Source organism: Nocardia sp. NPDC004068 (assembly GCF_042874315.1).
Lineage (GTDB): Bacteria > Actinomycetota > Actinomycetes > Mycobacteriales > Mycobacteriaceae > Nocardia.
In genome coordinates this window covers 109,300-125,838 of record NZ_JBIAMW010000011.1, presented here as the reverse complement: position 1 = coordinate 125,838, position 16,539 = coordinate 109,300, and the positions used below count along the sequence as shown (strand labels likewise).

Below are 16,539 nucleotides of genomic sequence, written 5' to 3'. Positions count from 1 at the left end.
GCGGCGCGCTCATGACCGTGGTGCGGTCGATCCTGTTGTTCGTGCTCGCCGCCGTCGCGGAGATCGGTGGGGCGTGGCTGGTTTGGCAAGGAGTGCGCGAGCACCGGGGCTGGGTCTGGATCGGCGGCGGGGTGATCGCGCTGGGCATCTACGGATTCGTGGCGACTCTGCAACCCGATGCGAACTTCGGGCGGATTCTGGCGGCCTACGGTGGGGTGTTCGTCGCCGGATCCCTGCTGTGGGCCGTGGCCCTCGACGGATTCCGGCCCGATCGCTGGGATGTGATCGGTGCGGTGATCTGTCTGATCGGGGTCGCGGTCATCATGTACGCGCCTCGCTCCGGCTGACCGGACCACTCCCGTTCGGCCGTTCCTCGACGGGTCGGCCGCGACGGGTTTCGGTCGGCGGGTGCGGGCGGGCAAGTACATGGGGGAGCAGGCATTTCGGTGATCGGGCGCGTAGAGCGCCGTGCCAGACGCCGATTCCGTAGGCCATGTCGTCGAGGCGGCGGGCGAGGACGAAACCGGGCCGGAATGCCTTGGGGCCGTGGACGCGATACGTGGTGATCAGGTCGACGGCGAGAGCGAGGGCGGCGGCGCGGCGGACGCGGGGAGATGCCGCCGCGGCGAGAACTGTTGCGGGCCACCAGTGGCGGAGCAGCAGCGCCGACGCCTGGCGCACGGCGTCGGCGGTCGCGCGGACGGTCAGGTCGGCGGTGAGGCCCGGCGGGTTGTCGAGGACGCGCAGTTGGCGATGGGTGCGCGTGGTTCGGGCGAGGAACGCGGCCAGGGCGGCGAGCAGGGTGATGCGGTGGTGTGCCAGCAGTCCGGCGGCCAGGAGTACCGCGTCCCAGGTGAGGACGGCGGGGGCGACGCGGTCGCCGTGCCGGGTGGCGAGGGGGGCGGCGCTGGTGCCGTAGTGGTGTTTGCGGGCCAGCCACTCGCGGGGATCGCGCCGATGCTCGTGGCGGACGGTGGTGTCGGCGTCGTAGCGGATCAGCCAGCCGTCGGCGCACAGCCGCCAGACGAGGTCGACGTCCTCGCCGACGCGCAGGGTCGGGTCGAATCCGGTGCCGAGCGCGGTGCGGCGGGCGAGCAGACAGGCCGAGGGCAGCCAGCCGACGCGCGAATGGGGTTGTACGACAGCGGATTCGGGGCCGAGATCGAGGGAGGATCGGACGTCCTCGTAGCGGGTGATCCAGTTCGGGTTCGGTGCGGGGAGGCCGAGGACGCGCGGGGCGGCCACGGCGGTGCGGGCGTCGGCGAAATGGGTGAGGAGTCGGCGCAGCGCGTCCGGGGTGACAACGGTGTCGGCGTCGCAGAAGGCGACGAAAGATGTTGTCGCGCGGCGTAAACCGGCATTGCGGGCGGCGGCGGGACCGAGGTTGCGGGGGAGCCGCAGCAGCCGTGCGCCGTGGGCGCCGGTGACCCGCGCGATGGCGACGGGATCCGGGGAGGCGTCGTCGACCACCACCACGCGCACACCGGTCAACGCCGACAGGAGGCGGTCCAGTGCTTTGGGAGTGTCGTGTACCGGCACGACGACGGTGACCTGATCGAGGTCGGTCCGCTCATCCGTGGCGGTGATCTCGGCGAATCCCGAGCGCAGCAGGGTGGCCGCGAGGGCGTTCGACCGCGCGTCGTCGACCGTGAATTCCCCTGCGGGGCCGAGCATTTCGACGGCCTCGGGTCGTAGCCGGAGCAACCGGGTGGGGCTGCCGCCGTGCAGGACGCGGCCCGCGGCGAAGCGGCGAACGGTGGGCAGCAATCGGATTCGGGTGCCGTCGGGGAGACCTGCCCCGAGAGGGGCGCTCACGAGGCGAAGCCGCCTTCGGCGCGGACGACCGAGCCGTTGAGGGCGGCGGCCTCGACCGAGCAGCAGTGCGCGAGGGTGGCGGCGATCTCCTCGGGCTCGAGCATGCGGTGCAGATGCTGGTGGGCGGCCAGATCGGCGGGGTCGTCGACATCGTCGTAGAGGGCGGCGGTGGCGGTGAGCATGGCGGTTCGCGTGGCGCCGGGAGAGACGGCCACCGCGGTGACTCCGGTGCCCGCGAGGTCGGCGGACAGGCCGCGGACGATGCCGATGACGGCGTGTTTGCTGGCGCCGTACGCGGAGAGGTGGAACAGCCCGCGCTCTCCGGCGGCCGAGGCCACCGCCACGAACCGGCAGCCTGCGGGGTCGGGTCCGGTCAGCATGACGGGTACGGTGGCCGCGGCGGTGTTCCACACTCCGATCGCGTTGACCTCCAACAGTTCCCGGAGCTCCGTCTCGGATGTCTCCCAGAGCGCCCGGCCGCCGCCGATCACCCCGGCGGCGGCGACCACCGCGTCGACGCGACCGAAGCGTTCGATCGTCGCGGCCACCGCGGCGGCCAGTTGCTCGGGGGAGCGGACATCGCAGACGAGGGGGAGGACGGCCTCGGGATCGAGCGCGGCGACGGCCGCCAGATCCGCCCGGGAGGCGAGCGGGTAGCCGAGGTCGGGCCCGGTGTCGCAGGCGTCGACGGCCGTGACGAGGTAGCCGCGGCGACGCAGTTCGCGGACGGTGGCCGCGCCGATGCCGCGGGCGGCGCCGGTGACGAAGGCGACCCGGGGTTCGGGTTCGGGTTCAGGTGAGGTCATCGATGAGCCTGTTCACCATGTCGTCGAAGAGTTCCGCGCCCGCCTCGGCGTGCGCGCCGGTGGGATCGCCGAGGACCCCGTTCTCGGAGACCGCGCGAATCCCCTCGTCCCGCAACCGATCCCAGAGGTCGGCGAGGGGTTCGGTATTGCCCGGCGCGGCGTCGGCGAGGGCGACGGTCTCGGGCGCGAGGTGGAGCATGAGGGAGGTCTCGGTGAAGCCCGCGTGCGCGTCGCCGGGGGCGAGGCACGGCAGCCAGCGCACCGAACGGCCCTCGGCGCGAACGAGATCCACGGCGGCCCGCAGCGCGGGGACATTGCCGCCGTGCCCGTTGACGAAGACGACCTCACCGGCCCACAGCGTCAGCGATCGGGTGAGTTCGACGAGGGTGTGGGTCAGCACGGTGGTACCGATCGAACACACGCCGGGGAAGCCCTGGTGTTCGCCGCTGGCACCGAACGCGATCGCCGGCGCCACCCACGCCCCGGTGCGGTGCGCGGCGCGGTGGGCGGCGTGTTCGGCGATGACGGTGTCGGTGGACAGTGGCAGGTGCGGACCGTGCTGTTCGGTCGCGCCGACCGGCACCAGCACCCGGGGCCGGTCGGGCAGCGCGGGATAGCCGGCGGCGGCGAGGGCGGGCACGGTCAGCCGCCGAGGGTGCGGGTGAAACCGGGCGGAATGACGATGTCGTCGGGGGTGAGGTCGTGGATCGAGGATTTCCCGATGCCCAGCAGCGCGGAATCGATTCCGCCGCGCAGGATGTCGAGCACGTTCTCCACCCCGGCCTGACCATTGGCGGCCAGCCCCCACAGGTAGGCGCGGCCGATCAGCACCGCGCGGGCGCCGAGCGCGACGGCCTTGACGACGTCGCTGCCCCGGCGGATACCGCCGTCGAGCAGGACCTCGATCTGATCGCCCACCGCGGCGGCGATCGCGGGCAGGCAGCGGATGGGCGCGGGGGTGCCGTCGAGATTGTTGCCGCCGTGATTGGACACCGAGATCGCCGAAACCCCGATATCCACCGCGCGTTTGGCGTCGTCGACCCGGCAGATGCCCTTGAGCAGGAACGGGCCGCCCCATTCCCGGCGCATCCAGGCGATGTCGTCCCAGGTCGCCAGCGGGGTCTGCATCCATTCGTAGTAGGCGCCGAAGAAGGTCGGGGCGCGCTGGCCGGGCGCGGCGAGATTGGGGGTGGTCAGGTCGGGAATCGTGCGCGCCCTGGCGAATTGGTAGGCCCAGCGCGGCCGGGCCAGCACGCCGAGCGCGTTCTTGCGCACGGCCGCGAAATCCAGTTTCTCCGGGATCGCGGGCGAGCCCCAGTCGCGGCCGTTGGAGAACGACCAGTCCAGGGTGGCGATCAACGCCTTCGCGCCCGCCTCGCGGGCCTCGTGCAGACGCCGCGCCAGGGTGTCGCGGTCGCCCATCCAGTAGGACTGGAAGAAGGTCTGCGGATTGGCCGCGATCACCTCCGAAAGCGGTTTGCTCGCAAACGAACTCAGGCTCATGACGGTGCCGCGGGCGGCGGCCGCGCGGGCGACGGCCACCTCGCCCTCGGGATGCACCGCCTGCACCCCGGTGGGGGAGATGAGCACCGGCAGCGCGATCTGCTGGCCCAGCACGGTCGTGGACTGGTCGCGTTTGTCGGGCAGGCCCGCGACGTGCGGGGCGAAGCCCAGCTCACCGAAGGCGGTGGTGTTGTCGTCGTAGGAGACACCGGCCTCCGAACCGGCCAGCAGCGCGCTGTACACCGAGGCGGGCAGCCGCTTGCGGGCGCGGCGTTGCGCCTCGGCGACGGTCTCGAACCAGGGATTGCGGGGCATCGAAAGTCTTTCTCAGAGGGGGCTTTCCGCGCACGCACGGCGCGGCATGCCGAGGGTGACCGTGCGGGAGTGGTCCTGTGACGGTTTCGGCGCCGCGCCGGGGACGCGGTCGGCCAGCAGCGGTTCGCCGTGTCCGCGAACGCATTCCGGATCGGGGCCGTCGAGCGGCAGGCCGGTGAAGAACTTCGCGGCCATGCAGCCGCCGCGGCAGCTGTCGAAGAAGCCGCAGGACCGGCACGCGCCGCCGCCGCTGGGCCGGCGCAGCTCCTCGAACAGGGCCGACTCGCGCCACACCGCCTCGAAACCGCCTGTGCCCAGCACGTTTCCGGCCTTGAAGCTGTCGTGGATGGCGAACGGGCAGGCGTAGACGTCGCCGATCGGGTCGATCAGGCACACCACCCGCCCCGCCCCGCACAGGTTCAGCCCCGGCAGGGCCTGGCCGAACGCGGCCAGATGGAAGAACGAATCGCCGGTGAGCACCGATTCGCCGTGGGCGAGCAGCCAATCGTAGAGCGTGCGCTGGTCGGCGGCGGTGGGATGCAGGTCGTCCCAGCTGTCGGCCCCGCGTCCGGACGGACGCAGCCGGGTCAGGCGCAGGGTCGCGCCGTATCGTTGTGCGAGGGCTTGGAATTCGTCGAGTTGGCCGACATTGTGGCGGGTGACGACGACCGAGATCTTCGCGTCGGAGAACCCGGCCGCGGCCAGATTCTCCAGCGCCCGGGTGGCGGTGGCGAAGGAACCCGGGCCGCGCACCGCGTCGTTGACTTCGGCGGTCGCGCCGTCCAGGGAGATCTGCACGTCCACGTAGTCGGTGGCCGCCAGCCGCCGGGCGCGCTCGGAGGTGAGCCGAATCCCGTTGGTGGAGAACTTGACTCCCACATCGTGGGCGACGGCGTAGTCGAGCAGATCCCAGAAGTCCGCGCGCACGGTCGGTTCGCCGCCGCCGATATTGACGTAGAACACCTGCATGCGCTGCAACTCGTCGATGACGGCCCGGCACTGTTCGGTGGTCAGCTCACGCGGATCGCGGCGTCCCGACGACGACAGGCAGTGCACGCAGGCCAGATTGCAGGCGTAGGTCAGCTCCCAGGTCAGGCAGATCGGTGCGGTCAGTCCGCGCTCGAACTGGTCGACCAGGCGCGGGACGGGAAGGGCTGTCGTCATCGGGGGCCGACCTCCGGCTGTCGGGGAATGATCATCTTGCTGTCGGCCAGTCTGGCCAGCGCGGCGAGATAGCGTTGCTGTTCGTTCGCCGCTATCCCGACACGGGTGATCGCGGCGCGTGCGCTGGGGGCGTCGGCGAGGGCCTCGACCACCCGGAGCAGTTCCGGGGATTTCAGGAACGACAGCTTGCGCGTGCCGAAGTCGTAGACCAGCGCGCCGAACGGTTCGGGGCGCAGCGCCACCCCCGCGGCCACCGACCAGGCTTTCTCCGGGTCGAAAACGGTTGCCGCGGAGGAGGTTTCGCTGGGGCTAGTAGACACCGCACATGCCGTCGATCGAGACGTCCTCGACGAGCGCGTCGGCGATCTCCTCGTGCTGGACGTCGGTGTCGGTGTCGTCGCCGGGCCGGGGGGCCATGTGGTCGCTCATCGGAATCCTCTCGATTGCTGTTGCGTAGCACACATAATAATGGCACTCGGGGTCAAAATGGAAGGGATTGCCGGAACTTCTCTGCTAACGTCGCGGAGTGAGCGCGCGAGCCCGGACCTCCCCCGGTCGGCCCCCGGTCACCGACCACGCGGCGATCGAGGCGGTGGCCTTCCGGCTGTTCGCCGAACGCGGCTTCGAGGCGACCTCGCTCGACGACATCGCCGCCGCCGTCGGCGTCGGACGCCGCACGCTGTTCCGCTACTACCCCTCCAAGAACGACATCCCCTGGGGCCGCTTCGACGAGAGCCTCGTCGAACTCGCCGCCCACCTCGACCGCATGCCCCCCGACATGCCCGTCCACGAGGCCGTCCAACGCGCCGTCGTCGAATTCAACCGCCTCGACCCCCAGGTCGTCCCCGCCCACCGCCAACGCATGCGCCTCATCCTGACAACGCCCGCGCTGCAAGCCCATTCGGTGCTGCGGTACCAACAATGGCGAGCGGTCATCGCCGCCTTCGTCGCGCGCCGGTTCGGCGTGCCGGTCGACGATCTGCTGCCGCGCACGGCGGGGCATGTGGCGCTGGCGCTTGCGCTGAGTGCGTATGAGCAGTGGTTGGATGATCCGGGGGCGTCTTTGGAGGGGTTGTTGGGTGCGGCGTTGGGGGCGTTGCGGGGGTATCTGGCGGCGGGGTGAGGGCTCCGGTCGGGATCCAGGTGCCGTGAAAGCCGGTAGGGACCCGTACGGGAAGGTGGATCTCGGCCACCGGTGGGGCCGCGAGATCCCCGGCGTCGACGATCAGGAGGTAGCCGGTGCCGCGCCGACGATCGTGGGCGAAGCTGAGCAGGTACCCTTCGGCCTCGTCGTCGGACCGGTGCCGAGGGACGAAAACGGCTTCGCCACAGGCGTTCCCGGCAGGTAGCTCATGAGTCTGCCGCGATACGGTGCCGCCGAAGTCGTAGCGGTGGATACGACCATGGTGTGGTGCGGCGTCGAGGGAGAAGCTGCTTACGTATCCGTAGCGGTGGGGCCGCCCGATCACGGTGTCGGCCACGCGCGGGTACTCGACCGCCGCGTCGTCGATCTGCTGTTCGGTGACTGTTCCGCGGGTCAGGTCCAGCCGCCATCGGTGAAGGTTCGGCAGCCCACCGCTGAAATCGTCGGTGCCGCCGCGCCACAGGGCCGCCACCCTGGTGCCGGTGAGCGTGAGGACGTCGCCGGTTTCGAAGGCGTTGAGAGTGTGCCAGACGTAGCAGGGTGCCACCTCGAACCAGCGCACCGGGCCGCCGGTGCGGGCCATGACCCCGAATCGGGCCTGATGCGCGTCGTCCCACCGCCATCCTGGACCGCCCACGGCGGCGCGGTCGAACACGACCGGTAGGTCCAGGAAGACCACGTGGCGTTCGGTGACGGCGAAGTCGTGCATCATTGTCGGCTCCGGGATCTCGACGACCTGCGCTTGGAGCAGTTCGCCGGTGGGCGATGCTCGGTAGTAGGTCAGATACGGCGGCCGCAGGCGAGTCCCGAAGAACAGCAGTTCTCCTGTCGTGGGACAGACCTTCGGGTGCGCTGTCATCGGGGTCACGAGCGTACCGCCGAAGGTGAAGGGTCCCTTGGTGTCCAGTTCTGTGGTGAGTTCGTACGGGAAGCCACCCTCTTCGAGCGCCAGCAACCGCCCCGCATGGGCCAGCAGGTGAGTATTGGCGGTCGTGACCCGGTAGTCGACCGTTCCGGTAGCGGGATCGAAGGCGAGGGCGAATCGCGAGCGGCCGGGATTGTCGTAGAGCGGGGTGCGCACGTAGCGGTTGCGGTACCAGCGGGCCCGCCCATCGGCCAGGGCTATCGCGTGAACCATGCCGTCCCCGGCGAAGTAGTGCGGCGACCACCCGGTGCGCGGATTGGGGCCGTTGCGCGCGAACACTCCGTCCAACTCCGCGGGAATCCGCCCGACCACCTCCGTCGGTTCGACGGTCACCTCCTCGGCGACCGGTGCATTGTTCCCGGCCAGATGCAACGGCACATCGGCACTCGACGCGGTGGTCATAAGCGGGTTCTCCCTTTCGGTATTCGGCCGTGTCAGGATGCGGCGAGAATCGGCGAAGAAACAGTCTTGTTCTTGCCGCCGACCTCAGCCGCCCACCGAACTCCCAGGTCGTATCGCATGACGGCGGTCGCGGTCGAGGATCAGAATGAGCCGTCGATCATCAACGGCGACAATGATTTCGGGGCGGGCTCACGCCTGGGCCATCCACATATCGCCCGGACCCGGATTGTTCGGTTCGTGGGTGCCGCCCAGCAATCGGGTCACACCCCAGGCGGCGTTTACTCCCGAGGCCAGGGCGTGGTCGAGCCAGCCGGGGGACCAGGCTGTGTCGTCGCCCGCTAGGAACAGGGCGTTGGGGGGTTCGCCGGGGATGGTGGGGGAGCCGGGGAAGGCTTTCAGGAAGTGGCGGAACAGGTCTTGTTGGTAGGGGTATTCGCCGGGGCGGGACAGGCGGCAGAGGCCGCGGAAGTTGCGTTGGTTCTCCCAGGAGATGGTGACCGGTTCGGCCTCGTGCAGGTTGTTTCGGACCTCGGCGGGTAGGTCGGGGTGGGCGTGGGTCAGGTCGCGGAGGAGGAGGCGTTTGCGTTCGGCGGTGTCGGAGGCGGCGAGTTTCATGGCGTCGGGGCCCCAGGCGTAGCCGAGTTCGAGGACCGCGGTTCGGCCGCCGGGGGCGTGGGGTGGACCGTATTCGAAGGTGTAGGCGGCGCGGGGGAGGCGGTCGGTGAGGGTGACGCCGTCCAGGGAGGTGCCTTGCCAGCACGGATCTCGGAGCAGGAGAGCGGTTTTCGCGGCCTGCCAATAGCTGATGCGGCGGATCGCGCGCCACACGCGGGGGCCGAAGGGGGTGCCGGACAGTTCCACATTCGTTTCCAGGAGATGGAGTTGCGGTGTGAATATGGCTGCGGCGTACCGGGTTTCGGTGCCATCGGTGTCGCGGACGACGACGCCGCGGCGGGGATCGGCGTCGACCGTCATGGCGGAAACCGCGGGGCGCAACCGGCCGTCGTGGAGTTGTTCGAGGCTGACCGTTCGGCCGGTCGGGTCGTCGGTGCGGTGGGTCCAGAAGCGGTGGGCCAGTTCGCTGATGCCGAGCGGGCAGAAGTACGCGGTGCTGCCCGCGGCGGCGAGGAGCATGCGCAGGGATTCCAGGAAGCTGATGTGGAAGAAGCTGTCGGCGAGGCCGGGGCCGATGCCCGCGGCGCCGAGTATCGCGGTCTGGTCGTGGGTGAGGCCGCAGCCGTCGGGGTCGCGCAGGAAGCGGTGGAAGGTCCACGGCTCGTAGCGGGCGACGAGGTCCGCCCACCGCGCGCGGATGTCCGGCAGGTCGCGGGCGGCGACCGCGCGGCGGAGGTCGGCGATGCCGAGCCGGTCGAGGGCTCGTAGCCATTGCCGGTGGGCATGGGCGAATTCGGGTTCGCGGTCGTAGAGGTCGGTGATCCGCGCGACCTCGTGTCGGCGGCCGTCCACCTCGAGGACGGTTCGGGGGGTGATGTCGGCGGCGTAGCCGTCGCGGCACGGCTCCCACGGCAACCCGAAATCGTCGACGTATTTGCGCAGCAGGCGGGCCGAGCCGGGGAACCGCATGCAGCCCAGTTCCACGACCGCGCTGTCGGCCGGGGCGAGGCGCAGCGAGTACATCCGCCCGCCCAGCCGACGACCGCCCGGCCCGTCGGGATCACGCTCCGCCTCGTAAAGTACGGGGCGACAACCGATTCGCATCAATTCGTAGGCGGCGGTGAGGCCGCTGCCGCCCGCGCCGATGACGGCGACGGGCGTGCCGAGCGCCGACCGCGGCAGCATGCCCACCCGGCGGCCGTCGGCGAGATGGGCGGCGTAGTCGAAGGGGAAGTCGACCTGCAGGTCGCAGGGCGGTGGCTCGCTGGAAGACATGGAATTCCCGGTGCCGGACCTGAAATCTCCACAGCTCCAGGATAATCGGGGGGCGCCGGCTCCCACAGCGGTTCCGTCGCCGCTACGGTCACCGCACCGGCTGCGGAATCCGCCACGCCTCCGCCAGCCGTGACTCCCGCAAACGTCCCGCACCGCCGAAGAATTCGCAGAACTTCATGAGCAACGGATCCCAACCGTCCGGATCGATGTGCGCGGTGCCGGGCACGATCAACTCCTCGTCGACGTGGGCGCGCACGACCCGCACGGTGTGGGCCGTGGCGCGATCGGCCTGGTCGAATCGATGAGCCGACAGCGACGTGCATTCCAACTGGATCGGGCATTCCGCCACCCGTGGCGCCCCTACCAGCTCGGACGCGACGGGCGTGAGCCCGGCCGCCCCGAACTTGTCCGGCTCGTACCGATACCCCTTCTCGATCCGATGCGGGGTCCGCTCCGGGGATCCGGTCAGCAGGGCCAGCCGATCCACCGCGCCGCCCAAGGCCGAGGACGGCAGGTTCAGTACACATTCCTTCTCGCGCAACATGTTTCGCGTTGTCTGCGACGCGGTGTTCATACCGAGCATGCACTGATCGCCCAACCACCACGCCGACGACATCGGCGCGAGATTCGCCGAACCGTCCGCGTTGCGGGTGCTGAAATCGGACACCGCTTTTCCGCCTGGGGGCGGCCGAACGGGGAGACCCGATGTTCTTGGGCATCACAACCGTTGGCTTACCGAATGATGTTGGTAGCCATAGCCTTTTGCCGAACTCGCCACCGTGGTGGGTTGTTCGTGGAAGGAAGATCATGAGACGTGGAGTGGGTACGGTCGTCGCCTCGGGGCTCGTGGCGTTGTGTATCGGTTCGGGTGCGGCATCGGCGGGGGCGACGGGGATCGAACTCCAGCCCGACGCGCCGGTGGCGGCCGTGCCCGGGTCCAGCGGCTCGGGGACGGCTCTGCTGTCGGACCTGATCGCCGGCATCTCCTCGTGCGGTAACGCACCGCCCGCCCCGGGGATCTGCTGATCTCATCGGCGGACGCGCACGATGTCGCCGGTGCCGGTGGCGATCAGGAGATCGTGGTCCGGTTCGGGAGAGATCGCGACCGCCGTGAGCGGGCCGCCGGTCAGCACGGTGCAGGTGCCGTGCGTGGGGGCGTCGATGCGGACGAGGGCGCCCGCGGTGGTGGCCGCGTACAGGGATCCGTCGGGGGCGGCGGCGAGGTCGTCGGCCAGGCTCAGGTCCGCGACCGTGCTCGGGTGGGCGGGCGCGTCGATCGGTAGGCGCAGGATCTGCCCGTGCGGGGTCAGGTAGGCGGTGGTGTAGACCGAATTCCCTTGCACGGCAAGGCCGTTGAGTCCGGACATCCTGGCCTGCGCGGTCCAGTCGGTGTCGATGGTGGCGTCCGGGCGGATGCGGACGACACCCGAACCGGTGTCGGCGACGTAGAGGTTCCCGGCGTCGTCGAAGGCGGCGCCGTTGGCCATGGCGAGTCCGTCCACGAACACCTCGGGGACGGGCGTGGCGGCGGTGGGATCGAAGCGGACGACACCGCTGCCGTGCGCACCGGGCAGCAGGTTGAGCGATGTGTCGCCGTAGACGACGTAGAGCCGGCGGTCGGGGCCGAGCCGGATCGCGCCCGGCGAGGCGACGGACACGGTCGCGGTGACATGGCCGGACTTGTCGTAGCGCTGCACCTCGTTGCGGTAGAGCCGCGAAACCCACAGATCGCCGTCGGCGTCGAAGCCGAGGTTCTCCGCCCAGTCCAGATACGGGACGGTCGCCGCGGTGACGGTGGTCGCGGTGGTCGGCGCGCAGGTCTCGGGTTCGGCGTGCGCGGTGGCGGGTACGGCGGTCAGCGCCACCGTGGCGAGGCACCAGGCGAGGACGCGCCGCCGGATGTGGTCGCGTGGACGGGGGTGGGTCGGATTCGGCACGAGCTCAGGGTAAGCACCTGCCCCCTCGCCGTGCCCGGGTGCGTGACACCCAGGATCGTCGGCCGGGAACTGCCGGGCGCGCAATCGGGCGAGGGCGTCGGTGGTCGGCCCGGCTTCGGGCTGGTAGAGCATCAGCCGTTGTCCCGGGGCCGCGCTCATGTCGAAGGACCGGTAGGTCAGCCGCAGTGCTCCGGCCTCCGGATGGACGAACTCGCGGGGTTCGCCGGTCGTGGCGCAGACGGTGTAGGACCGCCACAGTTCGGCGAATTCCGCACTGGCCGTGTGGAGTTCGTCGATCACGCACCGCGGGCGCGGATCCTCCGGATACCGCGCTCGAGCCTGCCGCAAGGTCGCGACCATCGCCTGACACGTCCAGGTCCAGTCGACGCAGAAATCCCGGCTGACCGGCTCGAGGAACGTCATGCGCGCCAGATTGTCCAGGCGCGGATAGGCCGAGAAGAAACCCTCGGCCACGGCGTTCGCCGCGAGGATGTCGGTCGCCGCGTTCATCACGAAAGCCGGTGCGGCGGAATAGTTTTCCAGCATCGCGCGCAACACCGGATCGATCGTTTCCACCGGGCGCGTGGCGGGCACGGTGCCCGCCAGCCGGAACAGGTGCTCCCGCAGCGCATCGGAGAGCAGAAGCGCTCGGCTCAGGGCGTCGAGCATCTGGGCGGAAGGGTGCCGTTCACGCCCGCGTTCGAGATGGGTGTAGTAGTCGGCGCTCATACCAGCGACATGGTTTCTATACACTACATCCGTACCTTGGAGGTATGACAAGAACAACGACCAGGACCGAGCCCGCGTGGCTGGTGGAGATGAACGCCGAGCTGGCCGCCGCTGTGGCGGGTATCGATCCTTCGGAGTGGGTGTATGGGTCGGTGCGGATCTCGCGTGATGAGAAGGACCGCGCCGAAGGTGTGCATGTGCAGGCCAAGCATCAGGTGGCTTACGCGGCGCGGAAGGGGTTGGCGTTGGCGCGGATCTTCTGTGACAACGACACGTCCGGGGCGGATCCGAATCGGCCGGGGTTGCGCGAGATGCTGGAGTTGGTGACGAAGGGTCCGGCGAAAACGGTTCTGGCGCGCGATGTTTCGCGGTTGACTCGGGACTACGACCTGGGGAACGAGTTGATGAAACTCGGTCGGGACGAGGGGGTTCGGTTCCTGTTCGTCAAGGACACCGAATACGACCTGACCACGGGCAGCGGGCGCAAGAACTTCATGGTGAAGGTGGCCGAAGCCGTGGAGTATCGGGAGGTCAACACCGAGAATCTGTTGGACCGGATGACCGAGGAAGCCGCCAAGGGTGTCATGCAGGGCGGTGCGCGTCGTTTCGGGTACGGCAAAGTCGTTGGGCAGCACCCGATTTCGGGTGCCGACATCATCGACCGGAACGCTCTGCGTGACAGTGAGGTTCGGGTGTTGCGAGAGGCCCGGGACCGGGTGATCAACGGGGAGAGCCAAACCACGATCGTGACCGATTGGAACGCGCGCGGTGTCACCACGTCGGAGGGCAAACGGTGGCGGGTGGGCAAGCTGTCGCACCTGTTGTTGCTTGAGGCGTATATCGCCTATGACCTGGGCGAGCACACCGACGCGAACGGCAACCGGTGTGAGTGCTTGAACAATCCCGAAGGCAACGGGATTCGTGTGCACGAGCGGACCGGGACTCGCCATCGTGCGCAGTGGCCTGCGGTGTTCACCCGGGCCGAGCACGATGCGATGCGGGTGGCGTTGCGGGCGCATCGGCGGGCGAAGGACAAGGATCGGCCGCGGCTGCGCAATGGGGAGTACTGGTTGACGGGGCTGCTCCAGTGTGGCGGGGTCTGGCCGCAGGGCACCGAACGCGCCGGAGACGTGTGCGAGGGTTGGTTGGTGGGTTCGGTGCTGACCCGTCACCGCAAGGACGGCACGACCCACGCTCAGCGCCGCTATGGGTGCCGGGCGAAGGACTCCGCGCGTCAGCCGTGCGGGTGCGGGCGGGTGTTCCGCGACGCCGCCGCGTTGGAGGTCTATGTTGCCGAACAGGTGATCGCCGCCTACGAGGACCCCGAGATCCTTGCCCGCCTTGATCGCGGTAACGACAACGTCGAACGGATCGCGCAGTTGCAAGAGCGCATCGAGACCACCGAACGCAACCTCGACGCCGAGGCCGACCGCCGGACCGAGGTGTTGTCCGGCGCGGCCGACGAGTACGACTTGCGGGTGCTCGACCGCAGCATCACGGGGTTGAAACAGGCGTTGAAAGCCCTTCGCGCCGAACAGGATTCGTTGCGCAGCGCGCAAGCGCTCGCGGTGCTGGCCGAGATCGGGAACACCGGCGAGTTGCGGGCGGTGTGGGAGAGCAAGGGTGCGCGCTGGCGACACGAAGCGACCGCCCGCCTGGTGGAGAAGATCACCGTGTTCCCCGCGAAGGTGTACGCGGCGAAGTGGACCGATCAGAACCGCAAGACGTGGCGGTTCGATGAGTCGTCGGTCAAAATCCGCTGGCGTGACCTGTGATGCGATCACCGGCCCTCGCGTCGATTACCCGGCCCACCCTGGTTGCCCTGGTCGGCTTGGTCGAAGGGCTCCAGGGTGTCTATAGCGTTGCGCAGGAACCGCGCGAGCGATTCGATCACCGCCGGGTTCTCGATCCTGGGTGAGAGCCCCTGCCGTACACGGCTTTCCGCGACTCGTCGCCGTGTTTCCTCGCTGGTAGGGCCGATCCGCATCGGATTGCCCTTGCCCGTTGAGTCCGAGCCCGTTGAGTCCGAGGCCCGTTCGGTTCGATCGCTCATGCTCTCACCGCCTCGATCGCCGAACACTTTTCCCCGCCCCCATCGCTCCCGGACCCGCCGCCCGAGTCATCCTCGGACGCCCATTGCGCCGCCGCTATGGCCCGGTCATATTCCGCACGCCACGCGCCCCGTTCAGCGATGGAGGCCAACAACAGCCGTGCTCGTGAGGGCACCCGTGTGCCGGGCGCGAGTCGCGACCAGGTGTAGCGGTGCGGGTCCGGTGCCGGTTTGTCGATGCCGACGAACGCCAGGGCGCGGCGCACGAATTCCATCCGATCGGCCTTGTGATCCCCGAGCGTCTTGCCCGTCCAGCGCTCCGAGGTCAGCACCCGGTTACCCGGCAGGCCGAGGGTTTCGCGGCGGTGTGCCCGCGCCTTGCAGCGGCCAGGGATCATGCGGCGGCCCGCGCCCTTGGGCACGATCCCGTACAGCAGCCATACCGCGCAGCGCGGCGAACACGGTGTGCCGCACAAGGTTTCATGGAGCCGATCGTAGTGCGACAGCTGGCGCGCCGTGGTGGCCTCCAAGACCTCATCGACCGATTTCGTCAGGTATTTGCACAGATATCCGATGTGCCGGTTGGCTTCCTCGGTGCCGCCGAGGATGCCCTTGGAGTGGACCTGTTCGCCGAACCTCACCACGTGCGCGGGTTCGTCGTCGTCGAAGGTCGCTTCGATCGCTGAGTCCCAGTCCTGCAACGGTTCTCGCGTTCCGGGGTCGATGAACGTCTTGGTCTCCCGGTCCCACACCGGCACCCGGTCACCCCCGTACACCGCCCGCTCGGGCCGAGGCCACCAGACTTGGTGGTAGGTCGCGGCGGTGACTTGGCGGATGATCTGGTGCGAGATGGCCCCGCGGATCGCGATGTGTGCGTGTGGTGCGCCCCGGCGTTGGGGTTCGATGCTGGCGAAGTATTGGACATTCCAGCCCACCGCGCGCCGCAAATTCTGGAACCACCGCGACAGCAGCCGGGAGAACCACACCGCATCCCACGCCGCCCGCCGATAGTCGTATCCGTCAGCGTCGACCGGGGTTCCGTCGTCCCGATGTACCGGCCCGTATCCGGGCAGGGTGAGCGTGATCATCATCGAGGGCAGGAATCGGCCCGCGAACTGCCGCCCGATCGTGCGAGCAGCCACCGGCAGGCGCGGCAACTCCGCCACATCATCCCGCCGTCGTGTCGAGCGCCGCCGCGCCCCGTCCTCGTTCACGTCCCCCTCATCCCCCGCCCCCGTCGCCGACATCTCGGAGTCCACGGCGGGCGGTTTCCCTCGCACACCGAGCGCGGTCAATTGCTTGTCGCACCAGTCTATTTCGGCGCGCAACTCCTCGATCTCCCCGGCGTTGTCGTCGCGTTGCGCGTCGGCCAGGGCGGCGGTGAGGTCCGCACGGTAGACCATGAGCCCGGTCTGATCGAAAGTCGCTCGGGCACCGGGTATCTCGGGTTCGTGGTCGAGGTGCCAGCCCTCCCGGCATTGCGCCAGCCGTAGCGCTTTGGCCTTCTTGGCGCACGGCGGGCACACCGATTCACGGGTGTGTCCACACGGCACCGTCACCAACTCCCGCGCCCCGGTCACAGTGTCGCGGCGTTCCAGCACCACGGGGCGGATACACACGCCGAACCGTAGTGCGGTCGCCACCGCGACCTCATCGAACCGCGGATCTTTCAGTAACGCATCGGCTTCGGTCATCGCGAATTCTCCTGTCGCACAGTCGAAACCGGCTCACGGCAGACGGAGGTAGACACGCCTGCCGTGAGCCAGCAAAGGGGAAGAAGAGGGGTCGTAATCGACTGCCGGAGAGGGAGGAAAGAGGGTGGGTCACCGCCGACTCGGTGCCCGGGGCCGCTGTATCGC

General features: G+C 69.3%; 16 protein-coding genes and 1 pseudogene. 4 read left to right on the top strand and 13 right to left on the bottom strand.

All coding sequences use genetic code 11. From position 1 onward, the window contains the following. Positions 1-11: 11 nt before the first annotated feature. Positions 12-347, top strand: a complete 336-nt coding sequence (locus ACFYTQ_RS26580; protein ID WP_387366496.1) for a YnfA family protein — start codon at positions 12-14, stop codon at positions 345-347. Here ACFYTQ_RS26580 and mftF read toward each other — a convergent pair. Genes mftF through mftA form a run of 7 tightly spaced genes read right to left on the bottom strand, consistent with a single transcriptional unit; the run spans position 322 to position 6,032 of the window. Further along, complete coding sequence (gene mftF / locus ACFYTQ_RS26575; RefSeq protein WP_387366493.1) at positions 322-1,815, bottom strand: mycofactocin biosynthesis glycosyltransferase MftF; 1,494 nt, start codon at positions 1,813-1,815, stop codon at positions 322-324. The two genes, ACFYTQ_RS26580 and mftF, sit on opposite strands and share 26 nt — an antisense overlap. Next, entirely contained in the window at positions 1,812-2,621 is an 810-nt protein-coding gene (locus ACFYTQ_RS26570; RefSeq protein WP_387366490.1) for a mycofactocin-coupled SDR family oxidoreductase, read from the bottom strand. Before ACFYTQ_RS26570 ends, mftF begins: the two co-directional genes overlap by 4 nt. Further along, positions 2,608-3,261, bottom strand: coding sequence for a mycofactocin biosynthesis peptidyl-dipeptidase MftE (gene mftE / locus ACFYTQ_RS26565; protein ID WP_387366487.1), 654 nt, complete (start codon positions 3,259-3,261; stop codon positions 2,608-2,610). Before mftE ends, ACFYTQ_RS26570 begins: the two co-directional genes overlap by 14 nt. 2 nt (positions 3,262-3,263) lie before the next feature. Further along, complete coding sequence (gene mftD, locus ACFYTQ_RS26560) at positions 3,264-4,439, bottom strand: pre-mycofactocin synthase MftD (protein WP_387366484.1); 1,176 nt, start codon at positions 4,437-4,439, stop codon at positions 3,264-3,266. 12 nt (positions 4,440-4,451) lie between these two features. Next, the gene (gene mftC / locus ACFYTQ_RS26555) at positions 4,452-5,603 is read right to left on the bottom strand and encodes a mycofactocin radical SAM maturase (RefSeq protein WP_387366481.1); all 1,152 of its coding nucleotides are present in this window, start codon (positions 5,601-5,603) and stop codon (positions 4,452-4,454) included. Then, on the bottom strand, positions 5,600-5,923 hold the full coding sequence (gene mftB, locus ACFYTQ_RS26550; protein ID WP_387366478.1) for a mycofactocin biosynthesis chaperone MftB: 324 nt from the start codon (positions 5,921-5,923) through the stop codon (positions 5,600-5,602). Before mftB ends, mftC begins: the two co-directional genes overlap by 4 nt. Further along, the gene (gene mftA / locus ACFYTQ_RS26545; protein WP_387366475.1) at positions 5,913-6,032 is read right to left on the bottom strand and encodes a mycofactocin precursor MftA; all 120 of its coding nucleotides are present in this window, start codon (positions 6,030-6,032) and stop codon (positions 5,913-5,915) included. Before mftA ends, mftB begins: the two co-directional genes overlap by 11 nt. A 97-nt stretch (positions 6,033-6,129) precedes the next feature. Between mftA and mftR the strand changes: the two are divergent. Next, positions 6,130-6,654 (top strand): annotated as a pseudogene (gene mftR / locus ACFYTQ_RS26540) (mycofactocin system transcriptional regulator); the annotation flags it as partial. Here mftR and ACFYTQ_RS26535 read toward each other — a convergent pair. The 3 genes from ACFYTQ_RS26535 to ACFYTQ_RS26525 form a co-directional block, all read right to left on the bottom strand. Next, complete coding sequence (locus ACFYTQ_RS26535; RefSeq protein ID WP_387366472.1) at positions 6,536-8,074, bottom strand: carotenoid oxygenase family protein; 1,539 nt, start codon at positions 8,072-8,074, stop codon at positions 6,536-6,538. The pseudogene mftR and the gene ACFYTQ_RS26535 overlap by 119 nt on opposite strands. Positions 8,075-8,263: 189 nt before the next feature. Beyond that, positions 8,264-9,964 carry a flavin monoamine oxidase family protein gene (locus tag ACFYTQ_RS26530; RefSeq protein ID WP_387366469.1) on the bottom strand — a complete coding sequence of 567 codons (1,701 nt, stop codon included), beginning with the start codon at positions 9,962-9,964 and terminating at the stop codon, positions 8,264-8,266. Between the two features lie 88 nt (positions 9,965-10,052). Continuing rightward, entirely contained in the window at positions 10,053-10,631 is a 579-nt protein-coding gene (locus ACFYTQ_RS26525) for a flavin reductase family protein (RefSeq protein WP_387366466.1), read from the bottom strand. A gap of 140 nt (positions 10,632-10,771) precedes the next feature. On the opposite strand from ACFYTQ_RS26525, the gene ACFYTQ_RS26520 reads away from it, so the two are divergent. Further along, a complete protein-coding gene (locus ACFYTQ_RS26520; RefSeq protein WP_387366463.1) occupies positions 10,772-10,990 on the top strand; it encodes a hypothetical protein in 219 nt (72 codons plus the stop codon). 2 nt (positions 10,991-10,992) lie between these two features. Here the strand turns inward: ACFYTQ_RS26520 and ACFYTQ_RS26515 are convergent, their stop codons facing one another. Continuing rightward, positions 10,993-12,630: a hypothetical protein gene (locus ACFYTQ_RS26515; protein WP_387366460.1), complete on the bottom strand. Its 1,638-nt coding sequence runs from the start codon at positions 12,628-12,630 to the stop codon at positions 10,993-10,995. A gap of 44 nt (positions 12,631-12,674) precedes the next feature. On the opposite strand from ACFYTQ_RS26515, the gene ACFYTQ_RS26510 reads away from it, so the two are divergent. Further along, positions 12,675-14,405, top strand: a complete 1,731-nt coding sequence (locus ACFYTQ_RS26510; RefSeq protein WP_387366457.1) for a recombinase family protein — start codon at positions 12,675-12,677, stop codon at positions 14,403-14,405. A gap of 5 nt (positions 14,406-14,410) precedes the next feature. Here the strand turns inward: ACFYTQ_RS26510 and ACFYTQ_RS26505 are convergent, their stop codons facing one another. Together ACFYTQ_RS26505 and ACFYTQ_RS26500 are read right to left on the bottom strand one after the other, a co-directional pair. Next, the gene (locus tag ACFYTQ_RS26505; protein WP_387366454.1) at positions 14,411-14,683 is read right to left on the bottom strand and encodes a hypothetical protein; all 273 of its coding nucleotides are present in this window, start codon (positions 14,681-14,683) and stop codon (positions 14,411-14,413) included. Next, complete coding sequence (locus ACFYTQ_RS26500; protein ID WP_387366451.1) at positions 14,680-16,374, bottom strand: replication initiator; 1,695 nt, start codon at positions 16,372-16,374, stop codon at positions 14,680-14,682. Before ACFYTQ_RS26500 ends, ACFYTQ_RS26505 begins: the two co-directional genes overlap by 4 nt. Positions 16,375-16,539: the final 165 nt, after the last annotated feature.